Below are 17,202 nucleotides of genomic sequence, written 5' to 3' on the forward strand. Positions count from 1 at the left end.
CCGGACCTTCGGCCGCGCCGTGCGTCCCGTCGCGCTCTTTGCTCGCGCGGTTCATCACATATGGCCGGATTTATTGGTAGTTAGGATGTTCGCATGCGGGTCCATGTCGTCAGCGATGTGCACGGAAGAGCCGATGCGCTGGCCCGCGCGGGGGACGGTGCCGACGCGCTGATCTGCCTGGGTGACCTGATCCTGTTCGTCGACTACGAGGACCACTCCCAGGGCATCTTCGCCGAGCTCTTCGGGGCCGAGCGGGCGGGGGAGTTCATCGCGCTGCGCACGGCCAAGCGGTTCGACGAGGCGCGGGCGATGTCCTCCGCGCTGTGGGCCTCGCTGGAGGGCGACCCGCGCGACCACATCGAGCGCTCCGTCCGGCGGCAGTACGGCGAGATCTTCGCCGCGATGCCGACTCCCGCGTACCTCACCTACGGCAACGTGGACCTGCCGCTCTACTGGCCCGAGTACGTCCGTGAGGGCCATCACGTGCTCGACGGCGAGACAGTGGAGATCGGCGGCCTTCGCTTCGGCTTCGTCGGGGGCGGGCTGCGCACCCAGTACCGGACGCCGTACGAGATCGACGACGAGGAGTTCGCGCGCAAGGTCGAGGCCGTCGGCGAGGTCGACGTGCTCTGCTGCCACATCCCTCCCGCGATCCCCGAACTGCTCTACGACGTGGTCGCCCGGCGCTTCGAGCGGGGCAGCGAGGCCACCCTGGAGGCGATCAGGCGGACCCAGCCGCGCTACGCCCTGTTCGGCCACGTGCACCAGCCCCTCGCCGCCCGCACCCGGATTGGCAGGACCGAATGCCTCAACGTGGGGCACTTCCGGAACAGGGGCGTCCCCTACGTCCTGGAGTGGTAGCCGCGCGCTCCTCCCGTGTCCGGCGTCCCGTGTTCGAGGGGTGCCCCCTAGACGAGAGCGGCGGGCTCGCGGGGTGTCCGCTTCCCGCCACCGCTTCCCGCCACCGCCGCGGCCGTGCCCGGCCCCGCCGGGCGTACGCGGACGATCGTGAAGCAGTACGGTTGCCCCATGGCTGATCGCACCACCTCCAGCATCAAGATCGGCGCGGACCGGTCGACCATCATGACGGTCATCGCCGACTTCCCCTCGTACCCGGAGTGGGCCGGGCAGGTGAAGGCCGCGCGCGTCCTCTCCACGGGCGAGGACGGCCGGCCCGAGACGGTCCGGTTCGTTCTCGACGCGGGCGTGATCAGCGACGAGTACACCCTCCGCTACACCTGGCACGACGACGAGTCCGTCGACTGGAGCATCGCCGAGGCGGGAAAGATGGTCTCCGGGCTCACCGGGAGTTATCGTCTTGCCGACGCGGGCAACGGCACCGAGGTGACGTACGAGCTCGCCGTCGATCTCAAGGTGCCGATGATCGGCATGATCAAGCGGAAGGCGGAGAAGGTCATCATCGACACCGCCCTGAAGGGGCTGAAGAAGCGCGTCGAGACCCCATGAGGGAGCCGGGCGCGCGGCACGGCGCGGTCGCGGAGCGGAGCCCCGCGCCGTCCCGCCGGGAGGTGGCGTGAGCAGGGTCCTGCTCTTCACCGGCAAGGGCGGCGTCGGCAAGACGACCGTCGCCGCGGCCACGGCCACGCTCGCCGCCCGCTCCGGCCTGAAGACCCTGGTGGTCTCCACCGACACCGCCCACTCGCTGGCCGACGCGCTCGGCGTGCGGGCCGGCGGTGAGCCCACGGAGATCGCGCCCGGCCTCTCCCTCCACCAGGTCGACACCCAGCGGGCGCTGGAACGCCAGTGGGGCGAGCTGCGCGACTACGCCAGGGGCGTCTTCGCCGAGCTGGGCCTCGACGAGGTGACCGCCGAGGAGATCACGGTGCTGCCCGGCGCCGAGGAGGTCATCGCGCTGCTGGAGCTGCGCGAGCAGGCGCGCACCGGGCTGTGGGACGTCATCGTCATCGACTGCGCCCCGACCGCCGAGACGCTCCGGCTGCTCGCCCTGCCCGAGGCCCTCGACTGGCACGTGAACCGGCTGCTGCCCATCGGCAGGCGGCTGCTGAGCACCATCTCCCCGCTGGTCCGCCGCCTGGCGCAGGTCAGCATGCCGGAGGACCACGTGATCGGCGCGGGCGAGCGGCTCCACCGGGGGCTGATGGAGGTGCGCGAGCTGCTCACCGGGCCCGGCGCGAGCGTCCGGCTGGTGCTCACCCCCGAGGCCGTCGTGCTCGCCGAGGCCCGCCGCACGCTCACCTCCCTCAGCCTGTACGGCTACCGGGTGGACGCGGTGATCGCCAACCGCGTCTTCCCCTCCGAGGGCGCCGACCCGTGGCGGCAGAAGTGGGTGAGTGCCCAGGCCCGGCACCTGGCCGAGGTCGAGGAGTCCTTCGCGCCGCTGCCCGTGCACCTCGTGCCGTACCTGGAGGCCGAGCCCGTCGGCCTCGACGCGCTCGCCGCCGTCGCCGAGGCCATGTACGGCGAGGGCGACCCCTTCGCCCCGCCCTCCGTGGACCCGCCGCTGCGGATCACCGCCGAGGGCGAGCTGATCCTGGCCCTGCCGCTCGCGGACAAGGACGAGGTGGATCTGGCGCGCAAGGGCGACGAGCTGATCGTCAACGCCGGTTCCTACCGCCGGGTCCTGGCCCTGCCCGCCGCACTGGCCCGCAGGTCGGTGCGGGACGCGGCGCTCCGGGATGGGTTTCTCCGGGTACGGTTCGAATCGGGAGGGCCTGATGACCGATAACACGAACGACGCAGAGAAGACCCCGAAGCCGCGCGCGCCGAGGAGGCCACGGAAGGCCGCCGCCGTGACTCCGCCGTCCGAGGCCGCAGGCGTCGAAGGCGCCGAGAGCACCGGGGCCGCCGGGGCCGCCGGGGCCGCCGGAGACACTGCGGGCGCCGAGAGCGCCGAGGGTGCGAGCAAGGTCCAGAAGGGCCGCCGCACGGCGAAGACGACCGAGGGGAAGACGACCCAGAAGGGGCGGGGCGCCGGCTCGGCCGGGAAGTCCCCGAAGGGCGGGCGTGCCGGCTCGTCCGAGCCTCTCGAGCCCGTCGAGCCCGTTGTGCGGATCGAGCAGGTCGAGCGGGTCGAGGCCGTCGAGGCCGTCGAGCGGCCGGAGAACGCGGGGAAGCCCGCGCGGGCCGAGCGCGTCGAGAAGGTCGCGCATCTCGAGGTGGTCGAGGTGGAGACCGTGGCCGAGGCCGCGCCTTCCGGGCGGACTTCGGGCTCCGAGCGGGGCCCGGGCTCCGAGCAGGTCCCGGGTTTCGAGCCGGGCGCGGGCACCGAGCCGAGCGCGGGCACCGGGCGGGCCTCGGGTTCCGCGCAGGCCGATCGCGACGCGCGCGCCGAGTGGTTCGAGCGCGCCGAGCGGGCCAGGCGTGAGGAGCGGACCGGATGGACCCCGTGGGCCAGGCCCGGCGACCGCGCCGGGTCCGCGGAGCGGGAGAAGGACGCCACGGCCGGGGAGCGGGCGCGTGACGAGCAGCGGTCGCAGGGCGGGTCGCAGGGCGCGTCCCAGGGTGCGTCCCAGGGTGGCAAGGACCCGCTGGGCAACGCCGCCGAGGAGGCGTTCAAGCTCTTCGACACGCTGCAGCGGAAGGCGACCAGGGAACTGCGCAAGAACCTGATCAAGGGCACGATGACCGGGGTCGGCGGCGCGTTCTCCGGTGGTGGCCGAGGAAGAAGAGAGCGGGACGTGTGGGAGGAGGCGGTCTCGGAGCATGAGGAGTACATCTGCCGGGCCTGCCCCGTCTGCCGTGCGATGGCCGCGCAGCGCGAGGCGGGCGGTGGCGGTGCCGTCACCGACCACCTCATGCAGGCGGGCACCGAGCTGTTCGCCGCCTTCAAGTCGGCCGTCGACGGACTCGGCAAGCCCGCTCCCGCACAGCGGGAACGGGAGCGCGAGCGAGGAGACACCCCCGTGGAGCACATCGACCTGGGGTGAGCCCAGGGGGAGAGGATGAATGGACAATGGCGCTGACCATCGGTGTGGACATTGGCGGTACGAAGGTCGCGGCGGGAGTCGTCGACGAGGACGGCCAGATCGTCGAGCATCTTTTGCGACCCACCCCGGCGGAGAATCCGGACCAGGTCGCCCACACGATCGGTGACGCGATCCTGGAGCTCTCCAAGGGCAGGGAGATCGAGGCCGTCGGTCTCGGCGCGGCCGGGTTCGTCGACGAGACCAGGTCCATTGTCCGCTTCGCCCCCAACCTCGCCTGGCGCGAGGAGCCTTTGCAGAAGAAGGTCTCCGACATGGTCGGCCTTCCCGTCGTGGTGGAGAACGACGCCAACGCGATGGCGTGGGGCGAGGCCAGGTTCGGTGCCGGTCGCGGCGAGACCCACCTGGTGTGCGTGACCGTCGGTACCGGCATCGGCGGCGGCATCGTTCTCGACGGCTCCCTCTACCGGGGGCGCTGGGGCATGGGCGCCGAGCTCGGCCACATGCAGGCGGTCCCCGGCGGGCGCCTGTGCGGGTGCGGCAACCTCGGCTGCTGGGAGCAGTACGCCAGCGGGAACGCCCTGGTCAGCGAGGCCAGGAGGATCGCCGAGGCCGAGCCGGACAAGGCCGTCAAGCTCCTGGAGATCGCGGGGGGAACGCCCGACCAGATCGAGGGCCAGGAGGTCACCGAGGCCGCCAGGCAGGGTGACCCGGCCGCGCTGGCCGCGTTCTCCTCGATGGCCCGCTGGGTCGGCCAGGGCCTGGCCGACCTCGCGGCCGTCCTCGATCCGGGCTGCTTCGTCCTCGGCGGCGGCGTCTCGCGTGCCGCCGACCTGTGGATCGACGAGACCCGCGAGTTCTACAACACTCATCTGAGCGGCCGGGGACACCGCCCGCTGGCCGACATCCGCTGCGCCGAGCTCGGCGCCTCGGCGGGCCTGGTGGGCGCCGCGGACCTCGCCCGCAGGCGCTGACCCGTTCCCGGCGCGCACCGGCCGCCCACGTACCCATCGGTGCGGGCGGCCGGTGCGTCCGGCGGTGAGCGTGCCGGTCGGGGCGGACGGCTGATGCGTACGGTCACCCGCGTACCCACATGGGTGCGGGTGGCCTTCGCATCCGGCGGTGAGCGTGCCGGTCGGTGCGGGTGGCCTTCGCGTCCGGCGGTGAGCATGCCTGTTGGGGCGGGTGGCTGGTGCGGCCGCTGGTGCGCGGTTATCCTCGCGGCACGCGTCGCGAAGTGAGGTGCCGTGGTGCTCAGGATCGCCAGCTACAACGTGCGCTCCATGAAGGACGACGTCCCGGCGCTGGGGCGGGTGGTCGCCGCCCTCCGCGCCGACGTGCTCTGCGTGCAGGAGGCGCCCCGGTTCCTGTGCTGGCGCCGCAGGCGAAGGCGGCTGGCCGCCTTCGGCGGGCTGTCCGTGGCCGCGGGCCGCCGCAGGGGCGGGGTCGCCGTGCTGACCGGCCCCGGGGTGCGGCTGCTGCACGGGGAGGGCCGTCTCCTGAAGTCCTTCTTCCCGCTGGAGCGGCGCGCCATCGCGATCGCCGTGGTGGAGGCGGAGGGATGGCGGCTCGCCGTCGGCTCCATCCACCTGGACCTCGACGAGAACGCCCGGCACCACCACGCGGACGAGGCGGTGAGGTTCCTGCGGGAGGTGGCCGACCGGTTCGGCGCGCTGCCGGTGCTGGCGGGAGACATCAACGAACAGTCCGGCCAGCCGAGCTGGCGACACCTCGCCGAGCGGCTGACCGACTGCTACCCGGTCTCGCCGCGCGGTGACGGCTTCACCTTCCCCGCCAGGGGCCCGCACAAGCGGATCGACGCGATCTTCGCGGTCGAGGGCCTCTCCGTGCTCTCCTGCGGCGGGGTCGACGCCGACCCCGCCGACCTGGTGGCCGCCACCGACCACCTGCCGGTGATCGCGGAGCTGGACCACTCGCGCCCTGGGACCGACGAGCCGGGCCGTCCGCGCCCGGAAGCCGACGTTCCCCCGGACCCCGCCCCGGACGCCGCTCCCGGTACGTCCCCGGCGGGGTCCTCCGGCACCGGCGACCACGCGGGCGCCGCGCGGGGCGAGCCCGATCCCGGCCTTCCGGGAGAGCCGGGGGAGCCGAAAGAGCCGGGGTGACCGGCGTCCCGGTGCCGGGGAAGGACGGGGAAGGACGGGGAAGGAGGCGAGGAGGGCGGCGAAGGACAGGGCGTCTTTCCAGATCGTGCCGGTCAAGTGGGGAGACCGGCACACGGGGAGAGCATGAGCCCCGTACCATTTGAAACATGACCCGTCGCCTTCCGCGGCGTGCGCTGGTTCTTTGCGCGGGAGGCCTGCTTCTGCTGTCTCCGCAAACGTTCCCAGCCCATGCCGATCCCGTCAGCCCGCCCGTGGCCGAGGCCTGGCAGGCTCCGGTCAGCGCGGGCCTGAGCAGTGACGGGTCGCTGTCCGACGTGGCGGGGGTCTCGGCCACGAGCGTGTGGGCGGTCGGCCAGCAGAGCGTCTGGGACGTCTGGCAGAGCCGAGGCGCGATCACCCACTGGGACGGCACCTCCTGGAAAGAGGTCGGCATCCGCAACGACCCGACCGGTGCCGGGCCCCTGCGTTCCGTGACGGTGGCCTCGGCGACCGAGCTGTGGGCCGTCGGCGAGGGGCACGACGGCCTCCCCTACCTGGCAAAGGGGGACGGGGCGTCCTTCGACCGGGTCATCGTCGACAAGCTGCACTCGGGCGACTGGCTGGGCGGGGTGGCGGCCGTTCCCGGCCGGATGGTCGCGGTCGGCCGCCGCGACAAGCTGCCCATGATCGTCACCGGCGCGGGGTCGAAGTGGAAGCTCACCCACCTGCGCGACCGGGGCACGCTGTACGGGGTGGCGCTGTCGGGCAGGAGCGACGGGTGGGCGGTGGGCGACACCGGCGGCAGGCCATTGATCATGAGGCAGTCCGGCGGGCGTTGGAAGACCTTCAAGGCCCCCGACATCCCCGGCGGATACCTGCGTGACGTCCACCTCGACGGGCCCAAGCGGGCCCTCGCCGTCGGCGGCGTCTACCGGGAGGCCGGCGGGATCGTCCCGCTGGTCCTGTCGTGGAACGGCAAGAAGTGGTCCCGGCTGTCCCTCCCCGACGGCGACGTCCGGCTGTACGGGGTGACGGGTGACCGCAAGGGGCACTTCTGGATCTCCGGGGTCGACCTGGAGCGGCCCGGCGAGGCGTTCCTGCTCCGGTACGACGGGCGCGCGGTCAAGGCGCTGCGCGGTCCGGAGACGGCCGCCCCCCGGACGGTGCGGCTCCAGTCGGTGGCCTACCTGCCGGGCACCGGCACCGTGTGGACCGTCGGCCACGTGGTCGACGCCTCCGGCAAGTACACCGACGTGATCGAGCGCTTCGGCACCTCCGAGCGCGCCAAGCCGTAGTCCGGCGACGGTCACGACCGGAGGTCCGTCCGCTGGGTGAAGCGGTTGCGACCGGACGAGACCCGCTCAGATGACGGCGCCGTCGTCCCAGCCGGAGTCGTTGGGCGGGCCGTCGCCCATGCGGACCACCAGTGCCACGAAACCGCCGATGAACGCGGCGACCGCGGTGAAGAGCATCCACCCCTGCAGGTGCCAGTTGAGCGCGGCGCTCAGCAGGAGGTAGGCGGGGCCGCCGAACAGCGCCAGCCACGCGATCTTGGTGGTGGCGTCGGTCTTGGGCAGCGGGGGCGGGGGCGGGGGGACGTAGTGCCCTTCCTCGTCCTCGCCGCCGGACTGTTCCGTAGCGGACTCGGCGTCGTCGGAGAGGTCGTCCTCCCGCAGGAGGTCCTCCTCGTCCGACTGTTTGATCACCCGTCGCGGAGGCTCGGCCGGGAGGTTCTCACTGTCCGGCCACGGCTGATCCGCCGAGTCACGCTCGGCGGTGTCGTTGAAGGACGCGACGATCTGACGCCAGACCTCGTCCTCATCGCTTTGAGGTGTCACCTAGCTGGGCCCGTTGTTCATCGGCCGATCACTTTCTCCCGGAGACCACGCATCCCCCGCCGGCGATCAGTCTCTCTGCAAGGGTACAGACGCGTTCGCGGTGATGAACTCCAGGCTCCCCGCAAAGATCCGATCAGCATCGTTGTCAAGCGTCGCGACGTGATAGCTGTCGGCGAGCTCCACCACATTCAGATTCCCCCCGGTCAGCCTCTCACGCAGAATACGCACACTCCCCGGTTTCACAACATGATCCTGCGGACTATGGAAAACCAGGACGGGCTGGGTGATCTTACCCAGCTCCGACCGGGTCAACGACCACAGCCGCAGGAGGGTGGCCGCGGCCTTGACCGGCGTACGCGTGTAGCCGAGTTCGGTCGCCCCCTCCTTCTTGATGTCCCCGGCGACGCCGGGCACCGACGCGACCACGAACTTGAGCAGCGGCGCCAGCTTGAGCAGCGGCACGTCGTTGACGATCGACGGGTTGACGACCACCAGCCCCTTGATCCCGTCGCCGTGCACCTCGGCCAGCCGCAGCGCCATGCACCCGCCGAGCGACAGTCCCATGACGAAGACCTCGGCGCAGCTGCCGCGCAGGTCGGCCAGGGCCTTGTCCAGCTCCGCGTACCAGTCCTCCCAGCGGGTGCGGGCCATCTCCCGCCAGGTGGTGCCGTGGCCGGGCAGCCTGGGCAGCGCCACCGTCATGCCCGCCGCCGCCAGGTATTCGGCCCAGGGGCGCAACGACTGCGGCGATCCGGTGAATCCGTGGCAGAGCAGGACGCCGATCTGTCCTCCCGCATGGTGGTACGCCTCCGCACCGGGCATGACTGGCATCGCGGCTCCTAGTAAGGTTCGCCCGATCGTCGCACGACTGGGACGTGTTTTGCGAGAGGTCGATTTGGGTGGTTCGGTGGGGTAGGTGACCGGGATCGGAAGTGGGAGGATAACTCCAGGTCCACGCCTGTCAACCGAAGGAGCATCGAGTGTTCTACTGGGTGGTGAAGGCCATCCTCTCGCCCTTCCTCCATCTGATTTTCCGTCCCTGGGTGGAGGGCGTGGAGAACGTGCCGAAGCAAGGGCCGGTGATCCTGGCCGGAAACCACCTGTCGTTCGCCGATCACTTCTTCGGCGCGCTGTTCCTGCGACGCAAGGTGATCTCCCTCGGCAAGTCCGACTATTTCACCGGCCGCGGCCTCAAGGGGATGATGAGCAAGGCCTTCTTCAGCGGTGTCGGCACCGTCCCCATCGACCGCTCCGGAGGCAAGGCCAGCGAGGCGGCGTTGCGCACCGGCAAGCGCATCCTCGACGAGGGCCACGTGCTCGCCATCTACCCGGAGGGCACCCGCTCCCACGACGGCCGCCTCTACAAGGGCAAGACCGGTGTGGCCCGCCTGGCGCTGGAGTCGCGCGTGCCGGTCATCCCGTGGGCGATGGTCAACACCTTCGAGATGATGCCCCCGGGCAGCGTCCTTCCCAAGATGGGCATCCGTCCCGGGGTGAAGTTCGGCAAGCCGCTCGACTTCGCCCGCTACTACGGGATGGAGGAGGACCGCCTCGTCCTGCGCGCCGTCACCGACGAGATCATGTACGCGCTGATGGAGCTCTCCGGCCAGGAGTACGTCGACAAGTACGCCGCGAGCGCCAAGGTCGAGGCCGCCCGCGCCGCCAAGGAGGCGAAGGAGGCCGCCAGGCAGGCCGCCAAGGAGGCGCGCAAGCGCCCCTGACCCGGGACGCCCGGGGCGCCCAGGGGCGCCCGGGGTCACCGGGCGAGCGGGACCACCGGGCGAAGCGGGATCAGAGAGCGAGCGGGACCACCGGGCGAAGCGGGGTCACCGGGCGAGCGGGACCACCGGGCGAAGCGGGGTCACCGGGCGAGCGGGACCACCGGGCGAAGCGGGATCAGAGAGTCGACTCGCGGATGACCAGCTCGGGCTGGAACATGATCTGCTGATGGGCGTGTGAGTCGGGGTTGTCGCACTCGTCCAGCAGCAGCTCGGTGGCGACCCGGCCGAGCCGGTGGGTCGGCTGCCGGATGGAGCTGAGCGAGACCGTCGACGCCGAGGCGAAGTCGATGTCGTCGTAGCCGATGAGGGAGATGTCCCGGGGGACCCGCACGCCCGCCTGGAGCAGCCCGCGCAGCATGCCCAGGGCGAGCAGGTCGTTCGCGCAGAACACGGCGTCGGGCAGCCGCCCCTCGGCGATCAGCTTCTCCGCCGCCTGCTGTCCCGACCTGGCGTTCATCGCGCTCATCGGGATCTCCTCCAGCGTCTCGCGGGGGTCGCGGCCCGCCGCGGTCAGCGCCCGCTCCGCGCCGATCAGGCGGTCGGCGCACTGGCGGATGGTGAGGGGGCCGGTGACGTAGGCGATCCGCTCGGCGCCGGTGGACAGCAGGTGGGAGACCGCCAGCGAGCCGCCGGTGATGTCGTTGACCGCCACCGAGCACTGGTCGGCGCGTTCGGAGGGGTGGTCGACCAGCACCACGCTGATGCCGCGCTCCTTGAGCTGGTCGAGCTTGGCCAGGTTCGCCCCGGCGGGCGTGATGAGCACCCCGCGGACCCGCTGCTCGGCGAAGACCAGCAGGTTACGCTCCTCCTTGAGCCGGTCGCCCGAGGAGTTGCCCAGGATCACCGCGTACCCGCGCTCGCTGGCCACCTCCTCGACGCCGGCGGCCACGTCGGTGAAGAAGGGGTTGCCGATGTCGATGACCGACAGGCCGACGGTGCGGCTGTGTCCGGCCCGCAGGCTGGAGGCCGAGCCGTGCCGGACGAACCCGAGGTCGCGGATGGCCTCCTCGACCCGGGAGCGGGTGGACTCGGCGACCTTCTCCGGACGGTTGAGCACGTTGGACACCGTTCCGGGGGACACCCCGGCCCGTGCCGCGACTTCCTTTATGCTCACCGAACTCATGTGCATTGATTAAAACGTAACAACCGTTGGTTCGCCAGTCAGGGTCGTACTTTCGGCCCGGCTGACGGCTTTCGGCCCGCGATCCGACGTGACGGCGTTGACAGTGCCGTACGTGTCACATAGCTTTTTCACCGTTGTTAAAACGTTTTTAAGAAGATCTCACCTCGCCTCGCCCCCGGGCCTCCCACAGCGGCCCCGCCGGGTGTCCGCGGGGATGACGGGTGAACGAGCGAGCGGAGAGGTGCCATGACGTCGCCGGTTGAGGAACTGCTGCAGCGGTCGCACGCGCTGGGGGCCGATCCGCGGAACACGAACTTCGCGGGGGGCAACACCTCGGCCAAGGGGACGGCGGCCGACCCCGTGACCGGTTCCCCGGCCGAGGTGATGTGGGTCAAGGGGTCCGGGGGAGACCTGGGCACCCTGGCCGAGCGGGGCCTCGCGGTGCTGCGGCTGGACCGCCTGCGGGCGCTGGCGGGGGTGTATCCCGGGGTCGAGCGCGAGGACGAGATGGTCGCCGCGTTCGACTTCTGCGCCTTCGGCACCGGCGGCGCCGCGCCGTCCATCGACACCGCGATGCACGGCCTGGTGGACGCGGCGCACGTCGACCACCTGCACCCCGACGCGGGGATCGCGATCGCCACCGCCGCCGACGGGGAGGCGCTGACGGCGCGGATCTTCGGCGACCGGGTGGTGTGGGTGCCCTGGCGGCGGCCCGGCTTCCAGCTGGGGCTGGACATCGCGGCGATCAAGAAGGACAACCCCCTGGCGATCGGGTGCGTTCTCGGCGGGCACGGCATCACCGCCTGGGGCGACACCTCGGCCGCCTGCGAGGCCAACTCGCTGGAGATCATCCGCGCCGCGGAGGCGTACATCGCCGAGCACGGCGGGGCGGAGCCGTTCGGGCCGGTGCTCGCCGGGTACGAGCCGCTGGACGAGGAGGCGCGGGCCGAGCGGGCGGCGGCGCTGTTCCCCGTGGTGCGCGGGCTGGCCTCCACCGACGCCCCGCAGGTCGGCCACTACACCGCCACCGGCGAGGTGCTGGACTTCCTGTCGCGCGAGCGCCACCCCGAGCTGGCGGCACTGGGCACCTCGTGCCCCGACCACTTCCTGCGGACCAAGGTGGCCCCGCTGGTGGTGGACCTGCCCGCCGGCGCGCCGATCGAGGACGTGGTCGCCCGGCTGCGGGAGTTGCACGCCGCCTACCGCGAGGAGTACGCGGCCTACTACCGGCGGCACGCCGTGGAGGGCTCGCCCGCGATGCGGGGAGCGGACCCGGCGATCGTGCTGGTGCCGGGGGTGGGCATGTTCTCCTTCGGCAAGGACAAGCAGACCGCGCGGGTGGCCGGGGAGTTCTACGTCAACGCGATCAACGTGATGCGCGGGGCCGAGGCGCTCTCCTCGTACGCGCCGATCGAGGAGAGCGAGAAGTTCCGGATCGAGTACTGGGAGCTGGAGGAGGCCAAGCTGCGCCGGATGCCTCCCGCGCGCCCGCTGGCGACGCGGGTGGCCGTGGTGACCGGCGGCGGCTCGGGCATCGGGGCGGCGACCGCGCGCAGGCTGGCGGCCGAGGGGGCGTGCGTGGTGGTGGCCGACCGCGACCTCGGCGCCGCGAGCAAGGTGGCCGCCGAGCTGGGCGCGAAGGCGTACCGGCCGGAGGACGTCGCGGTCGCGGTGGAGGTGGACGTCACCGACGAGGCGCAGGTGGCCGCCGCGCTCCGGGCGGCGGTGCTGGCGTTCGGCGGGGTTGACCTGATCGTCAACAACGCGGGCCTGTCGCTGTCGCGCTCGCTGCTGGAGACCAGCGTGGCCGACTGGGACCTGCAGCACGACGTGATGGCCCGCGGGTCGTTCCTGGTCTCCCGGGAGAGCGCCAGGGTGATGATCCCCCAGGGGATGGGCGGGGAGATCGTCTACATCTCCTCCAAGAACGCGGTGTTCGCCGGACCGAACAACGTGGCCTACGGCGCGGCCAAGGCCGACCAGGCGCACCAGGTGCGGCTGCTCGCGGCCGAACTCGGCGGGTACGGGATCCGGGTCAACGGGGTCAACCCCGACGGGGTGGTGCGCGGGTCCGGCATCTTCGCCTCGGGGTGGGGGGCCAACCGGGCGGCGGTGTACGGGGTGCAGGAGGAGAAGCTGGGCGAGTACTACGCGCAGCGCACCCTGCTCAAGCGCGAGGTGCTGCCCGAGCACGTCGCGGGGGCGGTCTTCCAGCTGACCCAGCTCACCCAGACCACCGGGCTGCACATCCCGGTCGACGCGGGCGTCGCGGCGGCCTTCCTGCGCTGACCCCGTCACACGTCCCCGGTTCCCCCGTGCGGCTCCTGCCTCGCCGGGCGGGGGCCGGGGACATCCCTGATCTCAACTCCTGAAAGGGGCTCGCATGCAGTCGGCACCGGGGACCGGACGGCCCGAGGGGACCAAGCGGACCAAGCGGACCGGGCGGACCGGGCGGTACGCCGCGGTCGACCTCGGCGCGTCGAGCGGCCGGGTGGTCGTCGCCGAGGTCGGGCCGGACACCCTGGAACTGCGCGAGGCGCACCGTTTCGCGAACGTGCCCGTCCGGGCCGGCGGCACGCTGTACTGGGACATCCTGCGGATCTACCGGGGCGTGCTGGACGGCCTGCGCGCGGCGGGTCCTGTCGACGGCATCGGGATCGACTCCTGGGCGGTCGACTACGGGCTCCTGGACGAGGCCGGGGTGCTGCTCGGCAATCCCGTCCACTACCGCGACGCCCGCACCGAGAGGACGACCAGCCAGGTCCCCTTCGAGGAGCTGTACGCCCGCACGGGCATCGCCCGCCAGCCGTTCAACACCATCCACCAGCTCGCCGCCGAGCCCCGGCTCGCCTCGGCCGCGACGCTGCTGCTCATCCCCGACCTGATCGCGTACTGGCTGACCGGGGAGGTCGGCGCGGAGCTGACCAACGCCTCCACCACCCAGCTGCTCGACGCCAGGACCCGCCGGTGGGACACCGTGCTGACGGACGGGCTGACGGGCGGGCTGACGGGCGGGCTCGGGTCCGCGGCCGGGGTACTGCCGCCGATCCGGCGTCCCGGAGAGGTGATCGGCCCGCTGACGCCGGAGGTCGCGGGCGAGCTCGGGCTCTCCCCGGACACCCGGGTCGTCGCGGTCGGTTCCCACGACACCGCCTCCGCGGTGGCGGCGGTCCCCGCGGAGAGCGAGCGGTTCGCCTACATCTCCTGCGGCACCTGGTCGCTCGTCGGCGTCGAGCTGGACCAGCCCATGATCAGTGAGGAGGGGCGGCGGGCCAACTTCACCAACGAGGCGGGCATCGACGGCACCGTGCGCTACCTCCGCAACGTCACCGGGCTGTGGCTGCTGCAGGAGTGCATCCGCACCTGGGAGGCGGAGGCGGGGGAAGGGCGGGTCGACCTGGAGGAGCTGCTCGGGCAGGCCGCCCTGGAGGAGCCGTTCCGGTCGGTCGTGGACGCCGACGACCCGGTCTTCCACCCGCCCGGCGACATGCCCGGACGCATCGCCGACTTCTGCCGCCGTACCGGCCGGCCCGTGCCGGAGACCCGCGCCCGGATCGTCCGCTGTGTGGTCGACTCCCTGGCGCTGGCCCACCGGGCGGCGGTCGAGGACGCCCGGCGGCTCACCGGGCAGGCGGTGGACACGATCCACATCGTCGGGGGAGGCTCGCGCAACGCGCTGCTCTGCCAGCTCACCGCCGACGCCTGCGGCCTCCCCGTGGTCGCGGGCCCCGTCGAGGCCACCTCGATCGGCAACGTCCTGGTCCAGGCCAGAGCCGACGGGGTCGTCTCCGGAACCCTCGGCGACCTGCGCGCCCTGATCCGGCGCACCCAGCACCTGGAACGCTACGAGCATCGTCCCGATGCCGTGATCCCGCCCGTGGAGACGTTCGGCGGGTCAGTTCCCGCCGGCGGGTGAGTGAGGGGGCGCCGCCGGATCCCCGGGGGTGTGCGGCCGGGGATCCGGCGTTCGTCCGCGGGCGTGTGACGCGCGCGGGGGGCGGGTCAGGCCCTCACGGGGTGTCCGACCCGGTGAGGTGGGCGCGGATCTGGCGGATGTGCTCCGGAGTGGTACGGCAGCAGCCGCCGACGAAGGCGGAGCCCGCGGCGGTCCACCCGGCCGCGGCCTCCCCGAACTCCACCGGGTCGGCCAGCCCGAGCCAGCGCCGGTTCGCGGAGTCCCAGACCTCGCCGGAGTTGGGGTAGACCATGGTGGGCTTGCCCTTGATCTGCGAGATCAGGCTGAGCACGTGGCGCGGTGCGGTGCAGTTGACGCCGATCGCGATCACCTGGGGGTTCCCGGCGAACAACCCCGCGGCCATCTTGAGCGGGGTGCCGTCGTTGATGTGCTCGCCGTCGCGGCAGGAGAAGCTCACCCACGCCCGCATCCCCGGCGTCTCGGCGAGCAGCCGCCTCAGCGCCCTGGCCTCGGTGTAGGACGGGATGGTCTCGCAGGCCATCAGGTCGGCCTCGCTGTCGGCCAGGATGTGCCAGCGGTCACGGTGCCAGTCGGTCAGGCCGTCCTCGTCGAGGTCGTAGTCGCCGGTGTACTCGGCACCGTTGGACAGGTAGGCGCCGTACGGGCCGACGCTGGCGGCCACGGTGCCCGAGCCGTGGGCGTCCCTGGCCTGGGCGGCCAGGTGCACGGAGAGCAGGATGAGGTCCTCGGCCTCGGTGGCGCTCAGGCCGCGCCGTACGAACGCGGGGATGCTCGCCTGGTAACTCGCCGTTATCGCCACCTCGGCGCCCGCGTCGAAGTAGTCGAGGTGCGCCTGCCGGATCACGGAGGGGTTCTCCAACAGGAGTTTCGCCGACCAGAGGTCGTCTCGCAGGTCCGCGCCCAGCTCCTCCAAATGGGTGGCCAGGCCGCCGTCCAGAATCACCATCCCGCTACTTTATGTGGAGCGGCCGGGGTTGGAACCCCGCTCCGCCCGCCCTTGGTCCCGCTCTGTCCCATATCGGTCTCGCGGCATCTTCACCTACACGTCACTTCTCGCTGTCGTCCGAACCGGCTCGCCGCCGAGTAGATGCTTGTGAGGCTTCAAGACGGAGGAGGCTTCAGGACGGAGATCGCGAATGGACGACGGGTTCGACGGTTATGTGGCGACGCGTTACGAGCGGCTCCGACATACGGCGTACCTGCTCACCGGGAACAGGGCGACCGCCGAGGATCTCGTGCAGACGGCGCTGGCCAAGGCGTGGGTGGCGTGGCGGCGGATCGAGGGCGACCCCGACCCGTACGTGCACCGCATCATCGTCAACACGCACGCCTCCTGGTGGCGCAGGAAGTGGCGTGACGAGGTGCCCGCCGAGCACCTTCCCGAGCGCGCCGACCCGCGGGACTTCACCGCCGAGGTCGGCAGCCGCCAGGTGCTCCGGGAGGCGCTCGGCGGCCTGTCGAGGCGGCAGCGCGCGGTCATCGTCCTGCACTACTTCGAGGAGCTCACCCTCGCGCAGTGCGCCGACGTGCTCGGCTGCTCCCTCGGCACGGTGAAGACCCAGCTCGGCCGGGCGCTGAGACGCCTGCGCGTCCATTCGGAGATGCAGACGACGGGAGCGAGGCGATGACCCACACCGAGGACGAACTGCGCGCGGCGCTGGCCGAGGACGTTTTCGAAGGTCCCCCCGACGTGCGGGAGATCGTACGGCGCGGCCGTCGCATCAGGCGGCGCAGGGCCGTGGCGGGCGTGGCGGGCGCGGCGCTGGCGGTGGCCGCCGTGGCCGTCGTGGCCTTCCCGGTCCAGGGGCTGTGGAGGGACGCGGAACCGGTGGAGAAGGAGCCGCCGACGGCGGCGAGGATCTCACCGCCGTCCGCCCTGCCCGCCCAGGACCTCCTGGACGCCCCTCTGATCACGTCGTACGGCTCCACGACCGTGCCCGGCAGCACGACGGTCACGTTCCGGCCATTGAGCGCCTTCACCTCGTACATGGTCGTATGCGCCGATCCGAAGGCGGTGGTGGTGATCCGGAAGGACGACGGAAGCGGTTCGGTCGGCGCGTGTAGAAAGGACGGCCTGTACGGCTACAACTTCGATCGCACCATCTCGTTGGAGCGGCCCCAGCGTCTCAGGATCTGGGTCCTGCCCGGTGACGTGATGATGGATTCTCCCGGAATCCCCCCGGACTCGTACGACGGCTGCAAGGTGGTCAGGAAGGAGGTGGGTCTGTGTGACGGCAAGTACATAGTGTCGGAGTTGCTCGAACCGGGAGTCGTCGAACGGGTGTTCGCCGAAATCGAGCGGCGACCGGGGCGGTGGGCAGTCGGGGTCTACGATCAGGCGGACAGGACCGGACCGCCGAGGCCGACCCCGACGAGGACCGTCACCGTCGAACCGTGAGGAGGGCGAACCCCTCCGCCGGCAGGTCCGGAAACCGGCCCGATGCGGGCTCTTCGCGGGTGTTCGTGCCCGGAGGTGGTCCGGTGACCGTTCGAACGGTCACCGGACCACCTCC

16 protein-coding genes are annotated in these 17,202 nt (G+C 71.8%); 12 read left to right on the forward strand and 4 right to left on the reverse strand.

The features are described 5' to 3' along the window. Positions 1-93 precede the first annotated feature (93 nt). The 7 genes from AC5L38_RS05830 to AC5L38_RS05860 all read left to right on the forward strand — a co-directional run bounded on the left by AC5L38_RS05830 (position 94) and on the right by AC5L38_RS05860 (position 7,305). A complete protein-coding gene (locus AC5L38_RS05830) occupies positions 94-861 on the forward strand; it encodes a metallophosphoesterase family protein (RefSeq protein ID WP_495241714.1) in 768 nt (255 codons plus the stop codon). A gap of 168 nt (positions 862-1,029) precedes the next feature. After that, positions 1,030-1,467 (forward strand): SRPBCC family protein, encoded by a 438-nt coding sequence (locus AC5L38_RS05835; protein WP_344749467.1) that lies wholly within the window; start codon positions 1,030-1,032, stop codon positions 1,465-1,467. A gap of 67 nt (positions 1,468-1,534) precedes the next feature. Next, the gene (locus AC5L38_RS05840) at positions 1,535-2,707 is read left to right on the forward strand and encodes an ArsA family ATPase (RefSeq protein WP_495241715.1); all 1,173 of its coding nucleotides are present in this window, start codon (positions 1,535-1,537) and stop codon (positions 2,705-2,707) included. Continuing rightward, on the forward strand, positions 2,697-3,908 hold the full coding sequence (locus AC5L38_RS05845) for a hypothetical protein (protein WP_495241716.1): 1,212 nt from the start codon (positions 2,697-2,699) through the stop codon (positions 3,906-3,908). Before AC5L38_RS05840 ends, AC5L38_RS05845 begins: the two co-directional genes overlap by 11 nt. A gap of 26 nt (positions 3,909-3,934) precedes the next feature. Further along, positions 3,935-4,879, forward strand: a complete 945-nt coding sequence (locus tag AC5L38_RS05850; RefSeq protein WP_495241717.1) for an ROK family glucokinase — start codon at positions 3,935-3,937, stop codon at positions 4,877-4,879. 276 nt (positions 4,880-5,155) lie between these two features. Continuing rightward, a complete protein-coding gene (locus tag AC5L38_RS05855) occupies positions 5,156-6,031 on the forward strand; it encodes an endonuclease/exonuclease/phosphatase family protein (RefSeq protein WP_495241718.1) in 876 nt (291 codons plus the stop codon). 251 nt (positions 6,032-6,282) lie between these two features. Next, positions 6,283-7,305, forward strand: coding sequence for a hypothetical protein (locus AC5L38_RS05860; protein ID WP_495241719.1), 1,023 nt, complete (start codon positions 6,283-6,285; stop codon positions 7,303-7,305). A 66-nt stretch (positions 7,306-7,371) separates the two neighbouring features. Here the strand turns inward: AC5L38_RS05860 and AC5L38_RS05865 are convergent, their stop codons facing one another. Beyond that, positions 7,372-7,848: a hypothetical protein gene (locus AC5L38_RS05865; RefSeq protein ID WP_495241720.1), complete on the reverse strand. Its 477-nt coding sequence runs from the start codon at positions 7,846-7,848 to the stop codon at positions 7,372-7,374. A 66-nt stretch (positions 7,849-7,914) separates the two neighbouring features. After that, positions 7,915-8,679: an alpha/beta hydrolase gene (locus AC5L38_RS05870; RefSeq protein ID WP_495241721.1), complete on the reverse strand. Its 765-nt coding sequence runs from the start codon at positions 8,677-8,679 to the stop codon at positions 7,915-7,917. 149 nt (positions 8,680-8,828) lie between these two features. Here AC5L38_RS05870 and AC5L38_RS05875 point away from each other — a divergent pair, with 149 nt between their 5' ends. Then, a complete protein-coding gene (locus AC5L38_RS05875) occupies positions 8,829-9,569 on the forward strand; it encodes a lysophospholipid acyltransferase family protein (RefSeq protein WP_495241722.1) in 741 nt (246 codons plus the stop codon). Between the two features lie 175 nt (positions 9,570-9,744). Here AC5L38_RS05875 and AC5L38_RS05880 read toward each other — a convergent pair whose 3' ends face one another. After that, positions 9,745-10,752, reverse strand: coding sequence for a LacI family DNA-binding transcriptional regulator (locus tag AC5L38_RS05880; RefSeq protein WP_495241723.1), 1,008 nt, complete (start codon positions 10,750-10,752; stop codon positions 9,745-9,747). A 246-nt stretch (positions 10,753-10,998) separates the two neighbouring features. Here AC5L38_RS05880 and AC5L38_RS05885 point away from each other — a divergent pair, with 246 nt between their 5' ends. After that, positions 10,999-13,041, forward strand: coding sequence for a bifunctional aldolase/short-chain dehydrogenase (locus tag AC5L38_RS05885; RefSeq protein WP_495241724.1), 2,043 nt, complete (start codon positions 10,999-11,001; stop codon positions 13,039-13,041). A gap of 94 nt (positions 13,042-13,135) precedes the next feature. Continuing rightward, positions 13,136-14,668 carry a rhamnulokinase gene (locus tag AC5L38_RS05890; RefSeq protein WP_495241725.1) on the forward strand — a complete coding sequence of 511 codons (1,533 nt, stop codon included), beginning with the start codon at positions 13,136-13,138 and terminating at the stop codon, positions 14,666-14,668. Between the two features lie 94 nt (positions 14,669-14,762). Here AC5L38_RS05890 and mmuM read toward each other — a convergent pair whose 3' ends face one another. Further along, entirely contained in the window at positions 14,763-15,635 is an 873-nt protein-coding gene (gene mmuM / locus AC5L38_RS05895; protein WP_495241726.1) for a homocysteine S-methyltransferase, read from the reverse strand. 190 nt (positions 15,636-15,825) lie between these two features. On the opposite strand from mmuM, the gene AC5L38_RS05900 reads away from it, so the two are divergent. Continuing rightward, entirely contained in the window at positions 15,826-16,317 is a 492-nt protein-coding gene (locus AC5L38_RS05900) for a SigE family RNA polymerase sigma factor (RefSeq protein WP_495241727.1), read from the forward strand. Further along, positions 16,314-17,087 (forward strand): hypothetical protein, encoded by a 774-nt coding sequence (locus tag AC5L38_RS05905; RefSeq protein ID WP_495241728.1) that lies wholly within the window; start codon positions 16,314-16,316, stop codon positions 17,085-17,087. The genes AC5L38_RS05900 and AC5L38_RS05905 overlap by 4 nt, the downstream gene beginning before the upstream one ends. The last annotated feature ends 115 nt before the right edge of the window (positions 17,088-17,202 follow it).

The sequence above is a fragment of the Streptosporangium nanhuense genome (assembly GCF_059358815.1).

What these genes read in the sequence shown, in the direction of transcription:
- AC5L38_RS05830 (WP_495241714.1), top strand. Translation starts at nt 94, where the DNA reads ATGCGGGTCCATGTCGTCAGCGATGTGCACGGAAGAGCCGATGCGCTG.
- AC5L38_RS05835 (WP_344749467.1), top strand. Translation starts at nt 1,030, where the DNA reads ATGGCTGATCGCACCACCTCCAGCATCAAGATCGGCGCGGACCGGTCG.
- AC5L38_RS05845 (WP_495241716.1), top strand. Translation starts at nt 2,697, where the DNA reads ATGACCGATAACACGAACGACGCAGAGAAGACCCCGAAGCCGCGCGCG.
- AC5L38_RS05850 (WP_495241717.1), top strand. Translation starts at nt 3,935, where the DNA reads ATGGCGCTGACCATCGGTGTGGACATTGGCGGTACGAAGGTCGCGGCG.
- AC5L38_RS05870 (WP_495241721.1), bottom strand. Translation starts at nt 8,679, where the DNA reads ATGCCAGTCATGCCCGGTGCGGAGGCGTACCACCATGCGGGAGGACAG.
- AC5L38_RS05880 (WP_495241723.1), bottom strand. Translation starts at nt 10,752, where the DNA reads ATGAGTTCGGTGAGCATAAAGGAAGTCGCGGCACGGGCCGGGGTGTCC.
- AC5L38_RS05885 (WP_495241724.1), top strand. Translation starts at nt 10,999, where the DNA reads ATGACGTCGCCGGTTGAGGAACTGCTGCAGCGGTCGCACGCGCTGGGG.
- AC5L38_RS05890 (WP_495241725.1), top strand. Translation starts at nt 13,136, where the DNA reads ATGCAGTCGGCACCGGGGACCGGACGGCCCGAGGGGACCAAGCGGACC.
- mmuM (WP_495241726.1), bottom strand. Translation starts at nt 15,635, where the DNA reads ATGGTGATTCTGGACGGCGGCCTGGCCACCCATTTGGAGGAGCTGGGC.
- AC5L38_RS05900 (WP_495241727.1), top strand. Translation starts at nt 15,826, where the DNA reads ATGGACGACGGGTTCGACGGTTATGTGGCGACGCGTTACGAGCGGCTC.
- AC5L38_RS05905 (WP_495241728.1), top strand. Translation starts at nt 16,314, where the DNA reads ATGACCCACACCGAGGACGAACTGCGCGCGGCGCTGGCCGAGGACGTT.